This window comes from Acinetobacter sp. YH12239, assembly GCF_013417635.1.
Classification (GTDB): domain Bacteria; phylum Pseudomonadota; class Gammaproteobacteria; order Pseudomonadales; family Moraxellaceae; genus Acinetobacter.
The window spans coordinates 1-17,892 of the sequence record NZ_VPDP01000018.1 but is presented as its reverse complement, the minus strand read 5'-3'; the positions used below and the strand labels follow the sequence as shown (position 1 = coordinate 17,892).

17 protein-coding genes are annotated in these 17,892 nt (G+C 38.6%); 11 read left to right on the top strand and 6 right to left on the bottom strand.

Annotation, left to right across the window (positions count from 1 at the left end; genetic code table 11):
- Positions 1 to 73: 73 nt before the first annotated feature.
- The 3 genes from FTV17_RS12830 to erpA all read left to right on the top strand — a co-directional run bounded on the left by FTV17_RS12830 (position 74) and on the right by erpA (position 2,852).
- A complete protein-coding gene (locus FTV17_RS12830; RefSeq protein ID WP_180000087.1) occupies positions 74 to 1,081 on the top strand; it encodes a putative solute-binding protein in 1,008 nt (335 codons plus the stop codon).
- A 287-nt stretch (positions 1,082 to 1,368) separates the two neighbouring features.
- Positions 1,369 to 2,373 carry a putative solute-binding protein gene (locus FTV17_RS12825; protein ID WP_180000085.1) on the top strand — a complete coding sequence of 335 codons (1,005 nt, stop codon included), beginning with the start codon at positions 1,369 to 1,371 and terminating at the stop codon, positions 2,371 to 2,373.
- 143 nt (positions 2,374 to 2,516) lie between these two features.
- Positions 2,517 to 2,852 carry an iron-sulfur cluster insertion protein ErpA gene (erpA, locus tag FTV17_RS12820; RefSeq protein ID WP_035268624.1) on the top strand — a complete coding sequence of 112 codons (336 nt, stop codon included), beginning with the start codon at positions 2,517 to 2,519 and terminating at the stop codon, positions 2,850 to 2,852.
- Between the two features lie 37 nt (positions 2,853 to 2,889).
- Here the strand turns inward: erpA and FTV17_RS12815 are convergent, their stop codons facing one another.
- Positions 2,890 to 3,735, bottom strand: coding sequence for an alpha/beta fold hydrolase (locus FTV17_RS12815; protein ID WP_180000083.1), 846 nt, complete (start codon positions 3,733 to 3,735; stop codon positions 2,890 to 2,892).
- Positions 3,736 to 3,842: 107 nt separating this feature from the next.
- Positions 3,843 to 4,757, bottom strand: a complete 915-nt coding sequence (locus FTV17_RS12810) for a LysR family transcriptional regulator (protein ID WP_180000081.1) — start codon at positions 4,755 to 4,757, stop codon at positions 3,843 to 3,845.
- Positions 4,758 to 4,874: 117 nt separating this feature from the next.
- On the opposite strand from FTV17_RS12810, the gene FTV17_RS12805 reads away from it, so the two are divergent.
- Both FTV17_RS12805 and FTV17_RS12800 read left to right on the top strand, forming a co-directional pair.
- The gene (locus FTV17_RS12805) at positions 4,875 to 5,609 is read left to right on the top strand and encodes a DsbA family protein (RefSeq protein WP_180000079.1); all 735 of its coding nucleotides are present in this window, start codon (positions 4,875 to 4,877) and stop codon (positions 5,607 to 5,609) included.
- Positions 5,610 to 5,620: 11 nt separating this feature from the next.
- Entirely contained in the window at positions 5,621 to 5,923 is a 303-nt protein-coding gene (locus tag FTV17_RS12800; RefSeq protein WP_180000077.1) for a monooxygenase, read from the top strand.
- 47 nt (positions 5,924 to 5,970) lie between these two features.
- On the opposite strand, the gene FTV17_RS12795 is transcribed toward FTV17_RS12800, so the two are convergent.
- The gene (locus tag FTV17_RS12795; RefSeq protein WP_180000075.1) at positions 5,971 to 7,098 is read right to left on the bottom strand and encodes an anhydro-N-acetylmuramic acid kinase; all 1,128 of its coding nucleotides are present in this window, start codon (positions 7,096 to 7,098) and stop codon (positions 5,971 to 5,973) included.
- 63 nt (positions 7,099 to 7,161) lie between these two features.
- Here FTV17_RS12795 and tyrS point away from each other — a divergent pair, with 63 nt between their 5' ends.
- From tyrS to FTV17_RS12780, 3 genes are all read left to right on the top strand, one after another.
- On the top strand, positions 7,162 to 8,394 hold the full coding sequence (gene tyrS, locus FTV17_RS12790) for a tyrosine--tRNA ligase (RefSeq protein ID WP_171076798.1): 1,233 nt from the start codon (positions 7,162 to 7,164) through the stop codon (positions 8,392 to 8,394).
- A 151-nt stretch (positions 8,395 to 8,545) separates the two neighbouring features.
- Positions 8,546 to 10,483 (top strand): ATP-binding cassette domain-containing protein, encoded by a 1,938-nt coding sequence (locus FTV17_RS12785; RefSeq protein ID WP_163143654.1) that lies wholly within the window; start codon positions 8,546 to 8,548, stop codon positions 10,481 to 10,483.
- Positions 10,484 to 10,667: 184 nt separating this feature from the next.
- Entirely contained in the window at positions 10,668 to 11,390 is a 723-nt protein-coding gene (locus FTV17_RS12780; RefSeq protein ID WP_228722301.1) for an SDR family oxidoreductase, read from the top strand.
- A 72-nt stretch (positions 11,391 to 11,462) separates the two neighbouring features.
- Here FTV17_RS12780 and dnaK read toward each other — a convergent pair whose 3' ends face one another.
- Positions 11,463 to 13,409, bottom strand: a complete 1,947-nt coding sequence (gene dnaK / locus FTV17_RS12775) for a molecular chaperone DnaK (protein WP_180000073.1) — start codon at positions 13,407 to 13,409, stop codon at positions 11,463 to 11,465.
- Between the two features lie 118 nt (positions 13,410 to 13,527).
- Complete coding sequence (grpE, locus tag FTV17_RS12770; protein WP_257219952.1) at positions 13,528 to 14,100, bottom strand: nucleotide exchange factor GrpE; 573 nt, start codon at positions 14,098 to 14,100, stop codon at positions 13,528 to 13,530.
- 709 nt (positions 14,101 to 14,809) lie between these two features.
- On the opposite strand from grpE, the gene FTV17_RS12765 reads away from it, so the two are divergent.
- On the top strand, positions 14,810 to 15,070 hold the full coding sequence (locus FTV17_RS12765; protein ID WP_180000071.1) for a molybdenum ABC transporter substrate-binding protein: 261 nt from the start codon (positions 14,810 to 14,812) through the stop codon (positions 15,068 to 15,070).
- A gap of 195 nt (positions 15,071 to 15,265) precedes the next feature.
- On the opposite strand, the gene FTV17_RS12760 is transcribed toward FTV17_RS12765, so the two are convergent.
- Positions 15,266 to 15,709 (bottom strand): hypothetical protein, encoded by a 444-nt coding sequence (locus FTV17_RS12760; RefSeq protein ID WP_257219947.1) that lies wholly within the window; start codon positions 15,707 to 15,709, stop codon positions 15,266 to 15,268.
- A 227-nt stretch (positions 15,710 to 15,936) separates the two neighbouring features.
- Here FTV17_RS12760 and FTV17_RS12755 point away from each other — a divergent pair, with 227 nt between their 5' ends.
- Together FTV17_RS12755 and FTV17_RS12750 are read left to right on the top strand one after the other, a co-directional pair.
- Positions 15,937 to 17,001: an alpha/beta hydrolase gene (locus tag FTV17_RS12755; protein ID WP_180000131.1), complete on the top strand. Its 1,065-nt coding sequence runs from the start codon at positions 15,937 to 15,939 to the stop codon at positions 16,999 to 17,001.
- 165 nt (positions 17,002 to 17,166) lie between these two features.
- Positions 17,167 to 17,733: a peptidylprolyl isomerase gene (locus FTV17_RS12750; RefSeq protein ID WP_180000067.1), complete on the top strand. Its 567-nt coding sequence runs from the start codon at positions 17,167 to 17,169 to the stop codon at positions 17,731 to 17,733.
- Positions 17,734 to 17,892: the final 159 nt, after the last annotated feature.

The window sequence follows — 17,892 nt, the reverse complement described above, 5'->3', positions numbered from 1 at the left end:
TTTTTTAAATAGAGAGTGATTAAAATTTTTGTCATGGAAAAGAATCCATTTAAATGCTTAAAAGGACCTAAGAATGAAAAAAACAACTCTGGCTTTATTGGCGGCTTCAACCATGGGTATAGTTTCAACTGCTCAAGCAAAGGTTGATGTGTGTGTATTTGATTTACTCGGTAAGTCCGGTGAATCTTTCCAAATGGCTCAAGAATGGGCATTGGCAGCAAAGGGCTGGGGTGCAGATATCAATCTGATTCCACGTCAAGATGAGGCTGTAGCCGATAATGATTTTAAAGCAGGTAAGTGTGATGCTGTTTTCTTAACAGCGATGCGTTCTCGTCAATATAACAAGTTTGTGGGTTCGATTGACTCTTTAGGTGGCGCACCATCAAATGCAATTGCACAACGTGCGATTACTTTTGCTTTAGACAAACGTAATGCTGCAAAGATGGTCACAAATCTCGGCGGGAAAAAATATGAAGTTGCTGGTATTGCACCACTAGGCGCGGCATATATTTTCGTGCGTGATAAAAAAATTGATTCTATTGAAAAAGCCGCTGGTAAGAAATTCGCAGTATTAAGCTATGATCCAGCACAAAAAATTATGGTGCAACGTGTCGGTGCTCAAGCAGTCGGATCTGATGTTTCGAACTTTGTTGCGAAGTTCAATAATGGTCAAGTGGATATGGTGGGTGCACCAGCATATGCCTATAAGCCGCTTGAAATTTATAAAGGTTTAGGCAATACAGGGGCAATGTTTGATTTCCCTGTGGTACACATTACAGCAAACTTTGTGATGAAGCCTGAAAAATTCCCTGAAGGATTTGGTCAAAAATCACGTGATTGGTTTGTTAAAAACTTGCCGAAAAGCTACGCAATGATCAAGCGTTTAGAGGGTGAAATTCCTGCGAAGTACAAAATGCAATTCTCAGCTGAAGAAAAGCTGAAATATCAAAAACTACTTCGTGATGGTCGTATGGATCTCACTAAACAAGGTATTTATGACAAAGAGATGATGTCTGTTCTTAAGAAAGCACGTTGCTCTGTCGATAAATCCAACTTCGAATGTTCACTTGGTGGTGAATAATTCTGATTTCTAAAGAAAAAATCCTAGACCTGGTCTAGGATTTTTTTTATTCATTTTATGTCATTTTCGCCAATGCACATTTATAAGAAAAAAGTATGCTTTAATCACAATAAGTACTATTTAAATGATCTGTATCTAAAAACCATATACATACAGCATCTCAGGATCAGTATCTACACAATTGGATCGTGTAATCTCATTTTAGTTCAACACACTGACACTGAAGTTTAAGGTGTTTGATATGGGATATTCGAGACTATAAGAAAGAAGGAATAGGAAACAATAAAATGAATTTAACCAGAACATTATTGCTATCAGCAGGTTTAATGACTGCTGCAACGGCTTCACAAGCAAAGCAAGTCGTCTGCGTGTTTGATCTCGTCGGGAAAAACGGCGATGTCTATGCGTTAATGAAAGATTATCAACTTGCTGCTAAGCAGTGGGGAGCTGATATTGAGCTTAAAGTCGGACAAAATGAAGGCGTAATTGCTGAAGATTTCAAAGCAGGTAAATGTGACGGTGTAAGTATCACAGGGATGCGCGGTCGTCAGTTTAATAATTTCACTGGCTCTTTAGATGCCATTGGTGCGATTACTAATCTCAATTTAGCTGTCAAAGTTATGCAAGGTTTAGCAAGTCCAACCTTTGCAAAGCATATGAAAAATGGCAACTATGAAGTTGCAGGTGTGATTCCTGTTGGCGATGCTTATTTAATGGTGCGTGATCGTAGTATTAATACGGTTGCTAAAGCTGCGGGTAAAAAGATCGCCGTACTTGATTATGATCAGGCACAAAAAATTATGGTACAGCAAATTGGTGCGCAAGCAGTGAGTTCTGATGTCACTAATTTTGGTAGTAAATTCAATAATGGTCAAGTTGATATTATTGGTGCACCAGCAGCGGTATTCCGTCCTTTAGAACTTCATAAAGGGCTAGGAACGAAAGGCGCAATTGTCAATTATCCAATTCTTCAAGTGACCGGTAATATCATCATTCGTCATGATAAATTCCCTGAAGGTTTCGGACAGAAATCGCGTGATTGGGTGAAAACACAATTACCACGTGCGAATCAAATTTTAGGCAAAATGAAAGCGGATATTCCGGCTAAATATTGGATGAATGTGCCAGCTGGAGATAAACCTGGTTATCAAAAATTGATGCGTGAATCTCGTATTGCACTCACTAAACAAGGTGTTTACAACAAACAAATGATGAAACTACTTTGGCAGTTCCGTTGTAAGAATGAACCGACAAACTTTGAATGTAGCTTGCAGGATGAGAACTACAAATAAGTTCATAGGACGTTACATTTAAATCCGATAAATTTACTCTGAATAAACTTTAAAGTTCGAGTTATGACCATATATTGAGTATGTTATACTTGATATATGGTCTTTTAATTTCAAAGCCTATTTAATTTTTTGAGGAATCCATCATGACTGCCCAAGCACTTGAGCTGACTGACAATGCTGCGAATAAAGTTCGTCAACTTCGTGAGAGCGAAGGAAATCAAGATTTGATGTTACGTGTATATGTGACAGGTGGTGGTTGCTCTGGTTTTTCTTACGGATTCAATTTCGCTGAATCTCAAAATGAAGACGATGCTGAATTTGTGAATGGTGATGTGAAGATGCTTGTTGACTCACTGAGTTATCAATATCTCGTTGGTTCAGTTGTGGATTATGTCGAAGGTTTGGAAGGATCACGCTTTATCGTGCAAAATCCTAATGCGACAACGACATGTGGTTGTGGATCTTCATTCTCAATTTAATATGCAGCAAAAAAAAAGCCCGCTAAGCGGGCTTTTTTTATGATAATTTTTGCTGTTCTTTCAGAATTAAATCAGTCAGCTCATGATAATTTTGAACTGGAATCCAATGATTCGCCTCTAAATGAATTTCCGTATACGGACCTTCAACATAATTTTGATTGAACTGAACACCTTTAGCATCAATTGCAACGTCATCTTTGCCCCAAATAAATAAAGTGGGAACTTTGACTTTATTGAATAGCGTTTTATTAGAGCTAAAAGGTAAACCTCGATACCAATTGAGTGATGGGCTGAGCCGTTTTTCTATGATCATTACTTGTTTAAAGTCATTTAATTGTTCAACTGTCATCCCAGAATTTTTTAATAAAGCCTCGCCAATTTGAGGTGTTTTATTAAAGAGCAACTCAGGTATCCATGGAAGCTGAAATAGTCCCATATAATAGGATTTAAAAAGTTGTGTACTGCTGTAAAAAGCCCGCATAAATGCTGCTTTGTGAGGGACGGAGATCGCGGTCAAATGTTTAATTTTATTAGGATAACGTAGAGCAACTTCCCAAGCAACGACTGCGCCCCAGTCGTGTCCTACGATATAAGAAGGCTCTCCAATTAAGTCGAGTAAAACATTTACATCATCTGCTAAATGTTGAATGGCATAATCTGCACGTTTCTTCGGTTGAGCTCTTAAACTATATCCACGTTGGTTTAATACATAGGTGCGAAAACCATGTTGGTTTAGTATTTCGGCACTATACTGCCAAATTTTTGATGTTTCAGGAAAACCATGCAATAGCACAATTGGAGTGCCATCGATTGGACCGCTGTCTATTACATCAAAAATAAGATTACCTTTTTGAAACTCAGTGATTCGTTGTTGTTTTTCCATGATCTATATCCTCTTTCCTTTACATATCTTTATCAAATTTGCATGATAGAACTAGGGCTGAACGGGTCAGTTCTAGGTGAAAGAAGGTCGTTCATTGTCTGACAATATTATGGGTTGATTAAACGGTGTATTTGTACTGGGATATGTTTTTGTAAGAACGTTAAGCAAAGTCTCAAAGCTAAGGTCCGATAGCTTAAGCTCGGAGTAACCAAGTGGACATCTTCAGGGATTAGAGACCATTCAGGTAAAATATGAATTAACGTTGAGTTGACTAATTGATGGGCCACTTGGATTTCTGCAACGGCGGCAATACCTAAATGTGCTTCTACAGCAGCAAGTGCATGTTCGGATGGTGTCACCATCAGATGGGTATAAATTTTAAATTTTTTTAACGTACCGTTTTTGAAAAGTGTGATTTTGGACAGCTCGCGGTTATGTGAGATAAATTGATGATCACACAGTTGCTCTGGGTGTTGGGGAATGCCATAACGCATTTGATAGGTTGGACTGGCACATAAAATTCTTCGAACTTGTCCAACCTTTTGAGCATGGAGTGTAGAGTCTGCTAAATCACCAAGTCTGATGGCTAAGTCATATCCTCCCGAAATTAAATCAACTTTGCTGTCATTCAAATCAATTTCAATATCAATGTGTGGGTATTCAATTAAAAATTGAGAGATTAAAGGCAATACCACCAATTTTCCAAAAGTTCCCGAAGCAGCTATTCGAATTCGACCTTTGGGCTGTATTTCTAATTGTGTGAGATCATTCGTCAGCGATTCAATCTGATGAAATAGGGGGGAGATTTCTTGTAAGAAAATCTTCCCAGCATCAGTCAGTGAGCTTGAATTGGTATTTCGATTTAATAATCTAATATTTAAGGATTCTTCAAGTCTTGAAAGTCGATTGGATAACGTGGATTTAGCAATATCATAACGTCTTGCTGCCGCGGATAAACTTCCAGCATCTGCAATCAGTATGAACCAATATAGGTCATCGATTGAGTAGGGTAAGCTGTTCATAAAATCGAACACCACCTTTCATTTTTATTGTCTATTCACATCATTATAGAACCGCTAAGTTAAGTCAATCGATCAGATGTAGCAAATGATCTGATTTAGCAAATTGAGGACATAGCAATGACAATGAATTGTGATTTAGAAACCGGTACTTGTTCAGTAGCCGAATTGGAAAAAGGCCAAAATGCAGTGGTCAATGTAGCATCTGACCTCAGCCTGATTTATGTGGGTGACCCAATGTGCTCATGGTGTTGGGGAAGTTCAAATATCATTAAACAAGCGCGTGAATATGCAATTCAGCATGGTGTTGGCTTTCAAGTGATTAGCGGTGGTTTAAGACCTGGTGGAGGTGATGCTTGGACCGATACTTTCAAGAATTTTTTACGCACCGAATGGAAAAATATTCAGAGACTGACTCAACAACCTTTCACTGAAAAATTGTTAGAAAGAGAACATTTTAATTATGATACCGAGCCTTCAGCACGTGCTGTTTACGTTGCTCGACAACTTTGGCAAGACCATGATCATCATGATGAAAAACTTTTGGCATTTTTTTCAGCAATTCAATATAAATTTTATGTGGATGGTGAAGATCCGAACGAGCTTGAATATTATCGAAGTATATGTGAAACGTTTGAGCTGGATTTTGACGTATTCTCAAAATTGTTTGAATTACCTGAGACCCAAGCAGCGACCTATGAAGAGTTCAAGCTTAACCGAAGTTGGGGCATAAAAGGGTTCCCAAGTTTTGCGATACGTCATGGAGACAATGTCAAAATCATAGGCTCTGGTCATGTGGCATTGGAAAAATTAACACAAGCTATTGATGACTTAATCAAAGATGCGCGTATATAAGGAAAAGTTGAATGGCAATTATTCTACAAATTGATTTTCCCTATGATGGACCTTGGGGTCATGAAATGTTTGAAAGTTTCAAAACACTCGCGGATTCAATAGCAAATGAGAAAGGCTTGATTTGGAAAATTTGGACTGAAAATGAAGCTTCCAAAGAAGTAGGTGGAATTTACTTATTTGAAAGCCAAGCAGATGCAGAGGACTATCTAAATATGCATCTTCAGCGTTTGAGGGAAAATGGCTTTACTGAATGTAGACATCGGATCTTTGCTGTTAACTCGGCACTTTCAAAATTGAATTTTGCACCTGTTTAAGTTAATCGATGTATCAACTCAGGATAGTGGATACATCGATTCTTCATTTAAACCGCAGTGATCGTTCCTAAAACTCGATCTCCTTGAGCTCCTGTCACTTCAGGTAAATTACCAGCAAGCTGGTTTACAAATCGCATAGCCAACCACGCAAAAGCAGTCGCCTCCACCCAAGTCGGTGCTAATCCCAAATCTGCTGTGGTTTGCACACTCCACTCGTGTTTACGTAAACGCCAACGTAATTGTTCTAATAATTGTGAGTTATACGCACCACCTCCACAGACATAAACTTCACCTGTGTCCATAGGGGAGCGATAAATGGCTTTCTTAATGGCACGTGTCGTGAGTTTCATCAGCGTTGCTTGAATATTTTCAGGCGTATCTTCAAGTTCATCGTATTCAACATCGCTACGCCAATCCGCAATTTGTTCATCCAACCATTCCAAATTAAAGTCTTCACGACCAGTACTTTTTGGCGGTTCTTTCGAGAAAAAGTCATGTGATTGCAAACGATCAAGCAAAGCGCGAATAGGCGTACCATAAGCAGCCCAATTGCCATTTTCATCATAAGGCTGACCTGTGTAACGTTCACACCAAGCATCCATCAAAATATTGGCTGGTCCAGTATCGAAGCCATATACGCCTTTAGGATCACCCGCAGGTAACATACTGACATTGGCAATTCCACCGAGATTTAAGATCACACGGTGTATCGTCGGATGCTGAAATAAGGCTTGATGGAATGCTGGCACTAGAGGTGCACCTTGACCACCAGCAGCCATATCACGGCGTCTAAAATCTGATACCACAGGAATTTGAGTGATTTCAGTAATAATATTGGGATCACCAATTTGCAGGGTAAATCCATGTTCGGGACGATGACGAATCGTTTGACCATGAGATCCAATGGCTTTTATTTGAGTTCTATCGAGATTATTTTCTTGTATAAGTTGATTGATTCCATGACCGATCATCTGTGCTAAAGCGACATCAGCTTTACCCATGCGGTCAATTTCATTATCGTCTGGCAAAGTAAGTGCCATCAGTTCATCACGTAAATCTGGATCAAAGGCTAATGTCAGCGTTGCATGGATCTGTAATGGATCAAAAGAAGCGGCTACAAAATCGACGCCGTCCATACTCGTGCCAGTCATTACACCAATGTAGATTGTGGTCATGATTATTCTTAAGCCTGCATTGTACTGAAAAAGTGTTAGTATATCGCACAAATTGAACAACAGATGTATTTGGGTTTTGTGATGTCAAATTTCCTGCCTGCTGAAGAACAACTTGCCCTCATTCAACGAGGTACACATGAAATTATTTCAGAAGAAGATCTTCTGAAGAAATTAAAATTGAATCGTCCTTTGAAAATTAAGGCGGGTTTTGATCCTACAGCACCAGACTTACACTTAGGTCATACGGTATTAATTAACAAGCTTAAAGTGTTTCAAGACTTAGGTCATGAAGTATTCTTCTTGATTGGTGATTACACTGCGATGATTGGTGACCCAACAGGTAAAAGTGCAACTCGTCCACCATTGTCACGTGAGCAAGTCTTAGAAAACGCGAAAACCTATCAGGAACAAGTGTTCAAAATTCTTGATCCAAATAAAACTAAGGTGGTGTTTAACTCAGAATGGTTTGCTCAAAAAACTGCTGCTGACCTGATTCAATTGGCTTCACAGCAAACGGTTGCACGTATGCTTGAACGTGATGACTTTACTAAACGCTATAACAACCAACAGCCGATTGCGATTCACGAGTTTTTATATCCATTGGTGCAAGGCTATGACTCTATCGCGCTCGAGGCAGATGTTGAGTTAGGTGGTACTGATCAGACCTTTAACTTGCTGATGGGGCGTACTTTACAAGGTCGTTATAATCAAGAGCCACAAGTGTGTATCACTGTACCAATTCTTGAAGGTTTAGATGGCGTCAACAAAATGTCTAAATCTTTAGGTAACTACATTGGTGTATTTGATGCACCTGGTGCGATGTACCAAAAAGTACTTTCGATGCCAGACAGCTTAATTGAGCGATATTTCGAACTGCTGAGCTTCAAGTCAATGGAAGAGATCGAAGGCTTATTGAAAGAAATGGCTGAAGGTCGTAACCCTCAAGAAATTAAACGTATCTTAGCGCTCGAGTTAGTGGAACGTTTCCATGGAAGCGAAGCTGCTGCGAATGCACATAAAGGTGCAGGGAATATCATCACAGAAGGTGAGCTTCCTGAAGGAACGCCAGAAGTGACGATTTCACGTGGTGAATTCGGTGGTGAAATGTTTATTGCTTCTATTGTTCGTGCAGCGGGCTTAACCAAAAATGCAGCGCAAGCCAAAGATGCTGTTTCACGTGGAGCCGTTAAAGTCGATTGGGAGGTGGTGGATGCATCATTCTCAATTAACGAAAACAAAACAGTGATTGTTCAAGCAGGTAAAAAGGCCATTGCTAAAGTAACTTTTACTGACTAAATCATAAAGTTTTGAATGATTCAAAAGCCATCCTAAGTGATGGCTTTTTTATGTCAAGAATGAAATGAAGATGAAAGATGGATTAATTTTTGGTTGTTCTGGTTGAAATCCATTAAAATGCGCCATCCAATACTTATTTGTTTGAATATCTATGATTCAGTTAGACCAACTTACCATTCGCCGCGGCGGTCGCATTTTATTTGAAAAAGCGTCTATGCAACTTCACCCTGGTTGGAAGATTGGTTTAACAGGTGTCAATGGTGCAGGAAAATCGACGTTGTTTTCAGCATTACTTGGGGGCATGGAATCAGATGGTGGCTCATTGACACGACCATCGGTTTGGACAGTGGCGCATATGGCGCAAGAGATTAAAGCGCTGGATATGAAAGCGATTGATTTCGTTCTATCCGGTGATGAAGAGTATTGGGATATCCAACACAAACTTGAGCATCCTGACGGATTGTCTGATCAAGATTTGGCAAATTTATATGGTCGTTTTGATGAAATTAGTGGCTATTCAGCGCCGTCTAAAGCATCACAACTGATGGCTGGCCTAGGCTTCTTTGAACATCAGTCAGAACTTAGTGTAAAAAGTTTCTCTGGTGGATGGCGTATGCGTTTAAATCTTGCGCGTACTTTGATGAGTCGTTCAGATTTACTCTTACTTGATGAACCGACGAACCATTTAGATTTAGATGCTATTTTATGGTTAGAAGACTGGTTGAAAGCATATGAAGGCACATTGGTACTGATTTCGCATGACCGTGATTTCTTGGATGCCATTACCGACCATATTTTACATATCGAAAACCAAGAACTAACGCTTTATACCGGTAACTATTCAACCTTTGAACGTACCCGAAGTGAACGTTTAGCTCAGCAACAACAAGCCTATGAGAAACAGCTTGAGCTACGTGCACATCTGCAAAAATATATTGATCGTTTTAAAGCTAAGGCAACCAAAGCAAAACAGGCACAAAGCCGTATTAAACAGCTTGAACGAATGCAAGAGCTTTCTGCTGCGCATGTCGATACGCCATTTACCTTTAGCTTCCGTGAACCGACCAAAATGAGTTCTCCTTTGTTACAACTGGATAGTGCTGATATTGGTTATGGCGACAAACTGATTGTGACCAATGTGAAACTACAAATCACGCCAAACAGCCGTATCGGTCTGCTGGGTATGAATGGTGCAGGTAAGTCCACATTAATTAAATCATTGGTGGGTGATTTACCTTTAATCCAAGGTCAACGTAAAGCATCTGAACTACTTAATATTGGTTATTTTGCCCAACATCAAATGGATGCATTAGATGGTAATGCGAGTCCAATGTTGCAGTTATCTCGTATTGCAGATAAAAAGATTAGTGAAGCCACTTTACGCGCATTCTTAGGGAGTTTTGGCTTCTCTGGTGAGCGTATGGATACGCCGTGTGAAAGCTTCTCAGGGGGTGAGCGTGCACGTTTAGCATTGGCTTTGATTGTCTGGCAGCGTCCAAATGTTTTAATTCTAGATGAACCGACCAACCATTTAGACTTGGATATGCGTCATGCATTAACTATGGCACTACAAGACTTTGAAGGGGCAGTGGTACTGGTGTCACATGAACGTCAATTGATTGCAAGTGTCTGTGATGAATTACTCCTAGTGCATAACGGTAAATGTCGTGAGTTTGAAGGTGATCTGGTCACTTATGCAGACTGGTTACGTCAAGCACGTGCAGAGTTGATGAAGCAAGGGCAACAAGCACCTGAGCCAGTAAAATCTCAAGTGATCGATAAACCTGTAGTTTCTAAAGTAGATAAAGAAGCACAGCGTAAAGAAGCTGCGCGTCGCCGTGAAATGAGCCGACCAATTCGTAAAAATATTGAAAAACTGGAAGCTGAGATTGCAAAGATTCAACCACGTTTAGTTCAAATTGAGGATGCTTTAGGGGATGCATCACTTTATGATGCGTCTCGGAAAGATGATCTTTTAAAATTGATGAATGAACAAACGGAACTAAAAGGAAAATTAGCACAAGCAGAAGAAAAAATGCTTGAATTGATGATGGAACTTGAAGAGTTAGAAAGTTCGTTTGATGAGTAATTCGTGATAAAAAGCCCAATGTAGATTGGGCTTTTTTATTAAAATAGGCAGGTTATTTTGGTCATCGTCATAAAAACTGTCATTTTAATTTTTCTATTTTATTTGTGTTTTTAATTCAACTTGACCTCAAGCTAACTTGAGATTTGATCATAAGAAATCTAATAACAAAATTGGAAAAACGACAGTGCCATCATCAATCAATAAAACTTTTTTAATTCATGGTATCAGTTATGGTCTAGGAAAAGCGTTAGCTACTTTAGTTCCAAATGATGATGATTTAATCTATGGAATATCACGCTCAACCCCACAACTACCACGCCAGATTGAGTGGATTCAAACTGATTTAGCTTATCCTGTCCAAGCATGCAAGAAAATTAAAGACGTAATTGGAGATAAAGCATTAGATGTATTTATTTATAATGTAGGTGTTTGGGAGCAAGATGCTTTTACGCATGACTATGATTTTTCATCAATCTCAGCATTAGAAATTCAAACGATCATCAATACAAATATCACCAGTTGTATTTTATCTATACAATCCATTTTGGAAAATTTAAAGAAATCAGATCATGCCAAAGTGATCCTCATTGGTTCAACATGGGGTCTAGACAATCACAATGGAAAAGAAATAGTGTTTTCAGCTACCAAATTTGCATTACGTGGAATTTCTCATGCCTTAAGAGAGTTGATACGAAAGGATCGAATAGGGGTTACGGTGTTAAATCTTGGATATTTAGCATCTGATTTTGATCTACATACAACTACTGAATCTGTCCTAAAAGAAACAGACGAATCTTTAATTCCTATGTCTGATGTAGTTGCTGCCGTTCAGTTTGTGCTTAATACGTCTAGAGCATCTTGTGTGAAAGAAATTATAATGCCTGCAATGCAAGATACAAATATCTGATAATCATTTAAAAATTCAAAGAGGTCAATAAAAAACCGCGCTTTCGCGCGGTCTTTTATTTAAAGCGACAAATTATTTTTTGTCATCTTTAACTTCAGTGAACTCAGCATCTACAACACCGTCGTCCGCTTTTTGTTGTTGACCAGCAGCATCACCTTGGAATGCATTTGGATCAAAACCTTGCGCACCACCTTGAGCACCCTGCGCAGCTTCATAAGCACGTTGAGTGATTGGCATGATGATGTTTTGAAGTGCTTCAGTCTTCGCTTTGATCGCGTCAACATCATTTTCTTTGGTTGCAGCTTCAAGTTCTGAAACAGCAGTTTCAACCGCAGTTTTTTCATCAGCAGTTACTTGTTCGCCAAGGTCTTTTACTGCTTTTTGAGCAGAAGAAACTAATGCATCAGCTTCGTTACGCGCTTTTGCTAATTCTTCGAACTTACGGTCTTCTTCCGCATTCGCTTCAGCATCTTTGATCATCGCTTCAATTTCAGCATCGCTCAAACCTGAGTTTGCTTTAATTTGAATTGATTGCTCTTTACCAGTGCTCTTGTCTTTCGCAGATACTTTCAAGATACCATCAGCGTTGATGTCGAACGATACTTCAATTTGTGGCACACCACGTGGAGCAGGTGGGATATCGCCCAATTGGAAGTTACCCAACAATTTGTTTTGTTGAGCCATTTTACGTTCACCTTGGTAAACCGAAATGTCTACTGCAGGCTGGTTATCAGCAGCTGTAGAGAACACTTGTGATTTTTTCGCAGGGATTGTTGTGTTTTTCTCGATGATTGGAGTTAACACGCCACCCATTGTTTCAATACCAAGTGTCAACGGTGTTACGTCAAGTAAAAGAACGTCGTTCTTATCACCTGAAAGTACAGCACCTTGGATCGCAGCACCCATTGCCACAGCTTCGTCAGGGTTCACGTCTTTACGTGGCTCTTTACCGAAGAACTCTTGTACTTTTTGTTGTACAAGTGGCATACGAGACTGACCACCAACCAAGATCACGTCAGAGATATCAGAAGTTGATAAACCTGCATCTTTAAGCGCAATACGACAAGGCTCAATTGTACGCGCAACTAGGTCAGCAACTAAACCTTCTAATTTCGCACGTGTTACGTTGATCACTAAGTGTTTAGGACCAGTCGCATCAGCAGTGATGTACGGAAGGTTAATTTCAGTTGCATTCGAAGAAGAAAGCTCGATTTTTGCTTTTTCAGCAGCTTCTTTCAAACGTTGTAATGCAAGTGGATCTTGCTTCAAGTTAACACTTTGCTCTTTTTTGAATTCTTCAACCAAGTATTCAATTAAAGCGTTATCGAAGTCTTCACCACCAAGGAATGTATCACCGTTTGTAGACAATACTTCGATTTGTTGGTCGCCATCTAGGTCCGCAATTTCGATGATTGAAACGTCGAAAGTACCACCACCCAAGTCGTATACAGCAACTTTACGGTCGCCTTCTTTCTTGTCCATACCGAACGCAAGCGCTGCAGCTGTTGGTTCGTTGATGATACGTTTAACATCTAAACCAGCAATTTTACCAGCATCTTTCGTTGCTTGACGTTGAGCATCGTTGAAGTATGCAGGAACAGTGACTACCGCTTCAGTAACTGTTTCACCTAAGTAATCTTCCGCAGTTTTCTTCATTTTCTTAAGAACTTCTGCAGAGATTTGTTGTGGTGCAAGTTTTTTGTCGTTTACATCAACCCAAGCATCACCGTTGTCAGCTTTGATGATTTTGTAAGGTACAAGACCAATATCTTTTTGAACTGCTTGATCTTCGTAACGACGACCAATCAAACGTTTGATCGCGAATAATGTATTTTTCGGGTTTGTTACCGCTTGACGTTTAGCTGATTGACCAACAAGGATCTCACCATCTTTATACGCAATAATAGACGGAGTTGTACGAGCGCCTTCAGCGTTGTCGATTACTTTAACTTTATCGCCTTCAAGTACTGCAACACATGAGTTTGTAGTACCTAAGTCAATACCAATAATTTTAGCCATTGATGTGTTCCTCGAAAATTTTGTTGTGATCTTTCACTTGTTATCCGATATGAGAGCCATTCATTATTTTTCAAGTTAAAAACTTAAAAAATTTTTACAAACTCCCGTATTTCTTGACTTATTGGCCTACCATGACCATTGCAGGACGAAGTAAACGGCCAGAAAGGGTGTAACCTTTTTGAAGTACCGTACCAATCTCACCCGCTTTTGCATCTGGAGCAATACCCACTGCTTGATGCAAATCAGCATTAAAACCATTTTCAGTATCTACTGCCACAACACCAAATTTCTCTAATGTTGCTAACAATGACTTCAGTGTGAGTTCTACACCTTCTGATAAAGGAGTTTTTTCATCACCTGCAGCAGCAATTGCACGTTCAAGGTTGTCAACTGAATCCAATAATTCTTTTGCAAATTTCTCTAAAGCAAATTTTTTCGCAGTATCCGCTTCACGCTCTAAACGTTCTTTGGTTTTTTCTGCTTCATACTTCGCATTTGCAGCAACTGCTTTTTCATATTTTAAGTTTTCAGTCAGCGTTGCGATTTGCGCTTGAAGGTCTTCTACAGAAACTTCAACTTCAGCTTGTTGATTTTCAACTTGCTGTTCAGTTTGTTCCGTTTGAACGTCCTGAGTTTGTTCATTTTGCTCATTTGCCATGGAAGATCTCCGCTTAAATGGGTTTTTAAACATGTACAGTCCTTTGGCACCAGTGTTAACTGCGTTAATCTGAACTGCCATGCGTGTGTAATTCATCAATACAAAGGTAATGTGGGCGACTATAAATAATTCAAGCTTAAACGATGTTTATTTCTACTGAATTCATCTTTAGAACAAGGAATTAAAAATTTCTAATGATGTTAGAGAAATCAGAAGCCCCTAAAATAAAGAGGGAACAACTTGAAGAGTGATCATAAAAAAACTGATTTTGTATAGATTTTATATATAAAATCTATAGATTCAGATAAAACAAGTCTTTCCTTTTAAAGAATCGAATCTGTATTATCTTTAACCAGATACTAACGCTGTAGTTTCTATTTATTTTTGTTTTTGCTTTTTAATAGCTCATCCAACCTCCTTGGATGAGTTTTTTTTTGCTTATCGATATCTGAATAACAATGTTAAGCAACCGATATAACGTGTAGCCACACTGTGATTCAGTCACATTCAAAAATGACTCATATCGCGCCACATTTTCACTAAAAAATAAATTAAACAAATGGCTTAGGAGGTGTATTCAACTATTTAAGTTGAATTGCATTTTCTTTACATTTTTTTCATAAGTTCAACCTGAAGTCATCGAAACTTGAACCAAGAACTGACGCATGAAATAAAAAAGTCAGGAATGATAAGCCTTCAAAGTTAACTCTGACTTTGAATGTTTCAAGTAAGGAATTAAACAATGAAAAAATTAGGTCTCATTTCACTAGCATTTGCAGCTATTGGTTTTGCTACTGTCGGTTGTACTTCAAACCAATCTTCTGAAAATGCTCAAGCGACTCAACCGACTACACAAACAGATACGTCAATAGCGCAAGCGACAAATGGTGAAATAGATACTCAAAATGGTGTAGCTGTACAAGCTGATCCAAGTGTGGAGTCTGCTGAACCAATTCAAGCTGTTCCAGCTGAAGGTGCAGAAGCCCCTCAAGTGGTTGAGTAAAATGCTATAAATTTTAATTCATTTACACTGCTTATAATGGGTTAAAGTTTAAGGAAAATGCAGAGAATAGAGAGTAAATAGGATGCCTTTACTGTCTATTTTTAGAATCACAACACTTAAAAAAACCTAACATTCAAATGTGAATGTTAGGTTTGTGAGGAAACTTTAAATCAATTGTATTCAATACAAGGAAGCTTAACGATCTCGGCGATCATGATGACGTTCTTGTTCTCGCTTCTTGCGGTCCTGTTCTAAGCGCTTACGTTGTTCTTCAATCGCTTTTTTACGATTATCTTGATTCCAACGATTACGTTCAGCTTGACGCTGTTTTAAAATTTCTTTTCGGCGTTGTTCGATCTGTTTACGACGCTCATGCTCAGCACGTTCTTTATGACGTCGATCTGCTAATTCACGTTGTTGGCGTTGACGTTCATATTCACGTTTGCGCTTTTCTTGTTCAAGGCGCTGTTGATGTAAACGTTGTGCGCGTTCTCTCTCCCAACGTTGACGGTCATAGTTGCGATCATAATCCCGGTTATAATCACGATCATAACGATGGTCATAATTACCATTATAATAAGGGCCATCATCAGGGAAGGCCACACAACCGACTGCAAGAACTGCTGTGGCCAATGACATTATCATTACTTTTATTGCCATAGCTTTCACCTTTATATGTTGAATCAGGACAACCAAAAAATTCCTGATGTTGGATTAAATAGTCAATGACAAGACTGCTATAGTCAGATTAGCGTAAATGGGATTGAAGTTTGTATATTGATCAGTAGACTTAGTTAACAAAATAGTCATGAAATGGCTGATCGTGTAGAAAATATGAAGAATACGGATTTTTTAAAAGGACCGGAATCGTGAATCAAAAAATACAACAATTACTTGAAAATGGTCAGGGTTCTGCAGGACGTGCATTAGATCGACTCCCAAAGATCGTTCAAGAATCTCTAGTGAAGTTACTTGGCTATCCTTATGACTATCCTCAACTCGATAGTTTTACAAAATGCTTGATGGCTGCACAGTTGAAACAAGGAAAATCAGGCTTTATTGGCGCTGATATTGATAAATCAAGAAAAGAATTTGAAAATCAAATCCAATCCATCACGCATAAATCAACTCATGTTCAATATGTAGAAGACATTCGTCTTCCTTTACAAAGTGGTACTGTATTTGCCAGACATTACCATCCTGCTCCGAATAAAAAACTACCAATGATTGTGTTTTATCATGGTGGTGGGTTTGTTGTCGGAAGTGTGAATACACATGATGAAGCGTGCCGAATCATTGCGAATTATGCAAAAGCACAAGTGATCAGTATTGATTATCCTTTAGCGCCAGAAGTTTCTCCACAATCATTGATTCAATCATGTGAAGACGCCTTGGCATGGGTATATCAAAATCGCCGTCACTTTAAAATCTTAAAAAATCGTATTGCTGTAGCAGGAGATAGTGCTGGCGGTAATATTAGTGCTGTCGTTGCTCAACGTGCATTGAATGCCAGTTATGCGCCTCAGGCTCAATTTTTAATATATCCTGCGGTAGATTTCAAAAGTCGTCATCCATCATTCTTTGCGTATAAAGATGGTTTAGTATTAACCAACAGCGATATTGACTATGTGACAGAATACTACGCGACAAGACATAAAGTTGCTTTGGATAATCCACTAATATCCCCAACATACGGTAATCTAAAAAAATTGGCACCAGCTTATGTTGTTACAGCGGGACATGATGTATTGCATGATGAAGGCAAAATTTACGCCCACAAATTACGTCAAAATGGCACTAAAGTGTTGTATCAAGATTTTGAAGATCAAACACACGGATTTATTAATCTAACGCTAGTCTCAGGGCGTTCTAAAAAATTGTTGATTGAAATGAGTAAAGAGTTTAAAAGATTTTGGGATAAAAATAGTTAATAGATCCTTACTTTCAAATCCTGAGATTCAAACGAAACTCAGGATTTTTTCTTTATATAGAGTAATCGAATAAAAATACTTTGATGCTTAACAAAAAATTGAATCTTTTCTGGCGATTGATTCGTGAATAATAGATAAGATAAAACATCAATAAGAGGATAGCGTATGTTAAAAAAAATGATGTTAGGTGCTTCTGTTGCGGCGATGAGTACTTTGTCTTTGGCAGCAAATACGCATATGCAAATCAAAACATCAGCAGGAGATATCGAAATCGAGTTGTTTAATGATAAAGCTCCGATTTCAGCAAAGAACTTTGAAACTTATGCGAAAGCTAATTTTTATAACGGCACAATCTTCCATCGGGTTATTCCGGGGTTCATGATTCAAGGTGGGGGATTAGAAGTATCGATGAAAGAAAAAGCGAATCGACCTCCAATCAAGAATGAATCGTATAATGGCTTAAAGAATAACCGTGGCACTTTAGCCATGGCACGTACAAACCAACCTGATTCAGCAACGAGTCAATTTTTCATTAATGTTGCGGATAATGATTTTCTAAATAAAGCGCCAATGAATCCTGGTTATGCTGTGTTTGGTCAGGTAACTAAAGGCATGGATGTTGTCGATAAAATTGCAAAAGTGCCTACTGGTAGATTTGGTATGCATCAAGATGTGCCAAAAAATCCTATTAAAATTTTAAGTGTGAATATAAAACCTTTAAAAGCGAAATAGTGATTAAAAAAAGAAGCAGAAATATTAAATTAATATTTTTGCTTCAATATTATAGGGTTAAGTGTAAATGTGATTATTAATGAATCATAATGGTGCATAAAAATAGAACACTCAATAAAACATGGGGTTAAAAGCACTTGCAATGATTTCGAAATGCTC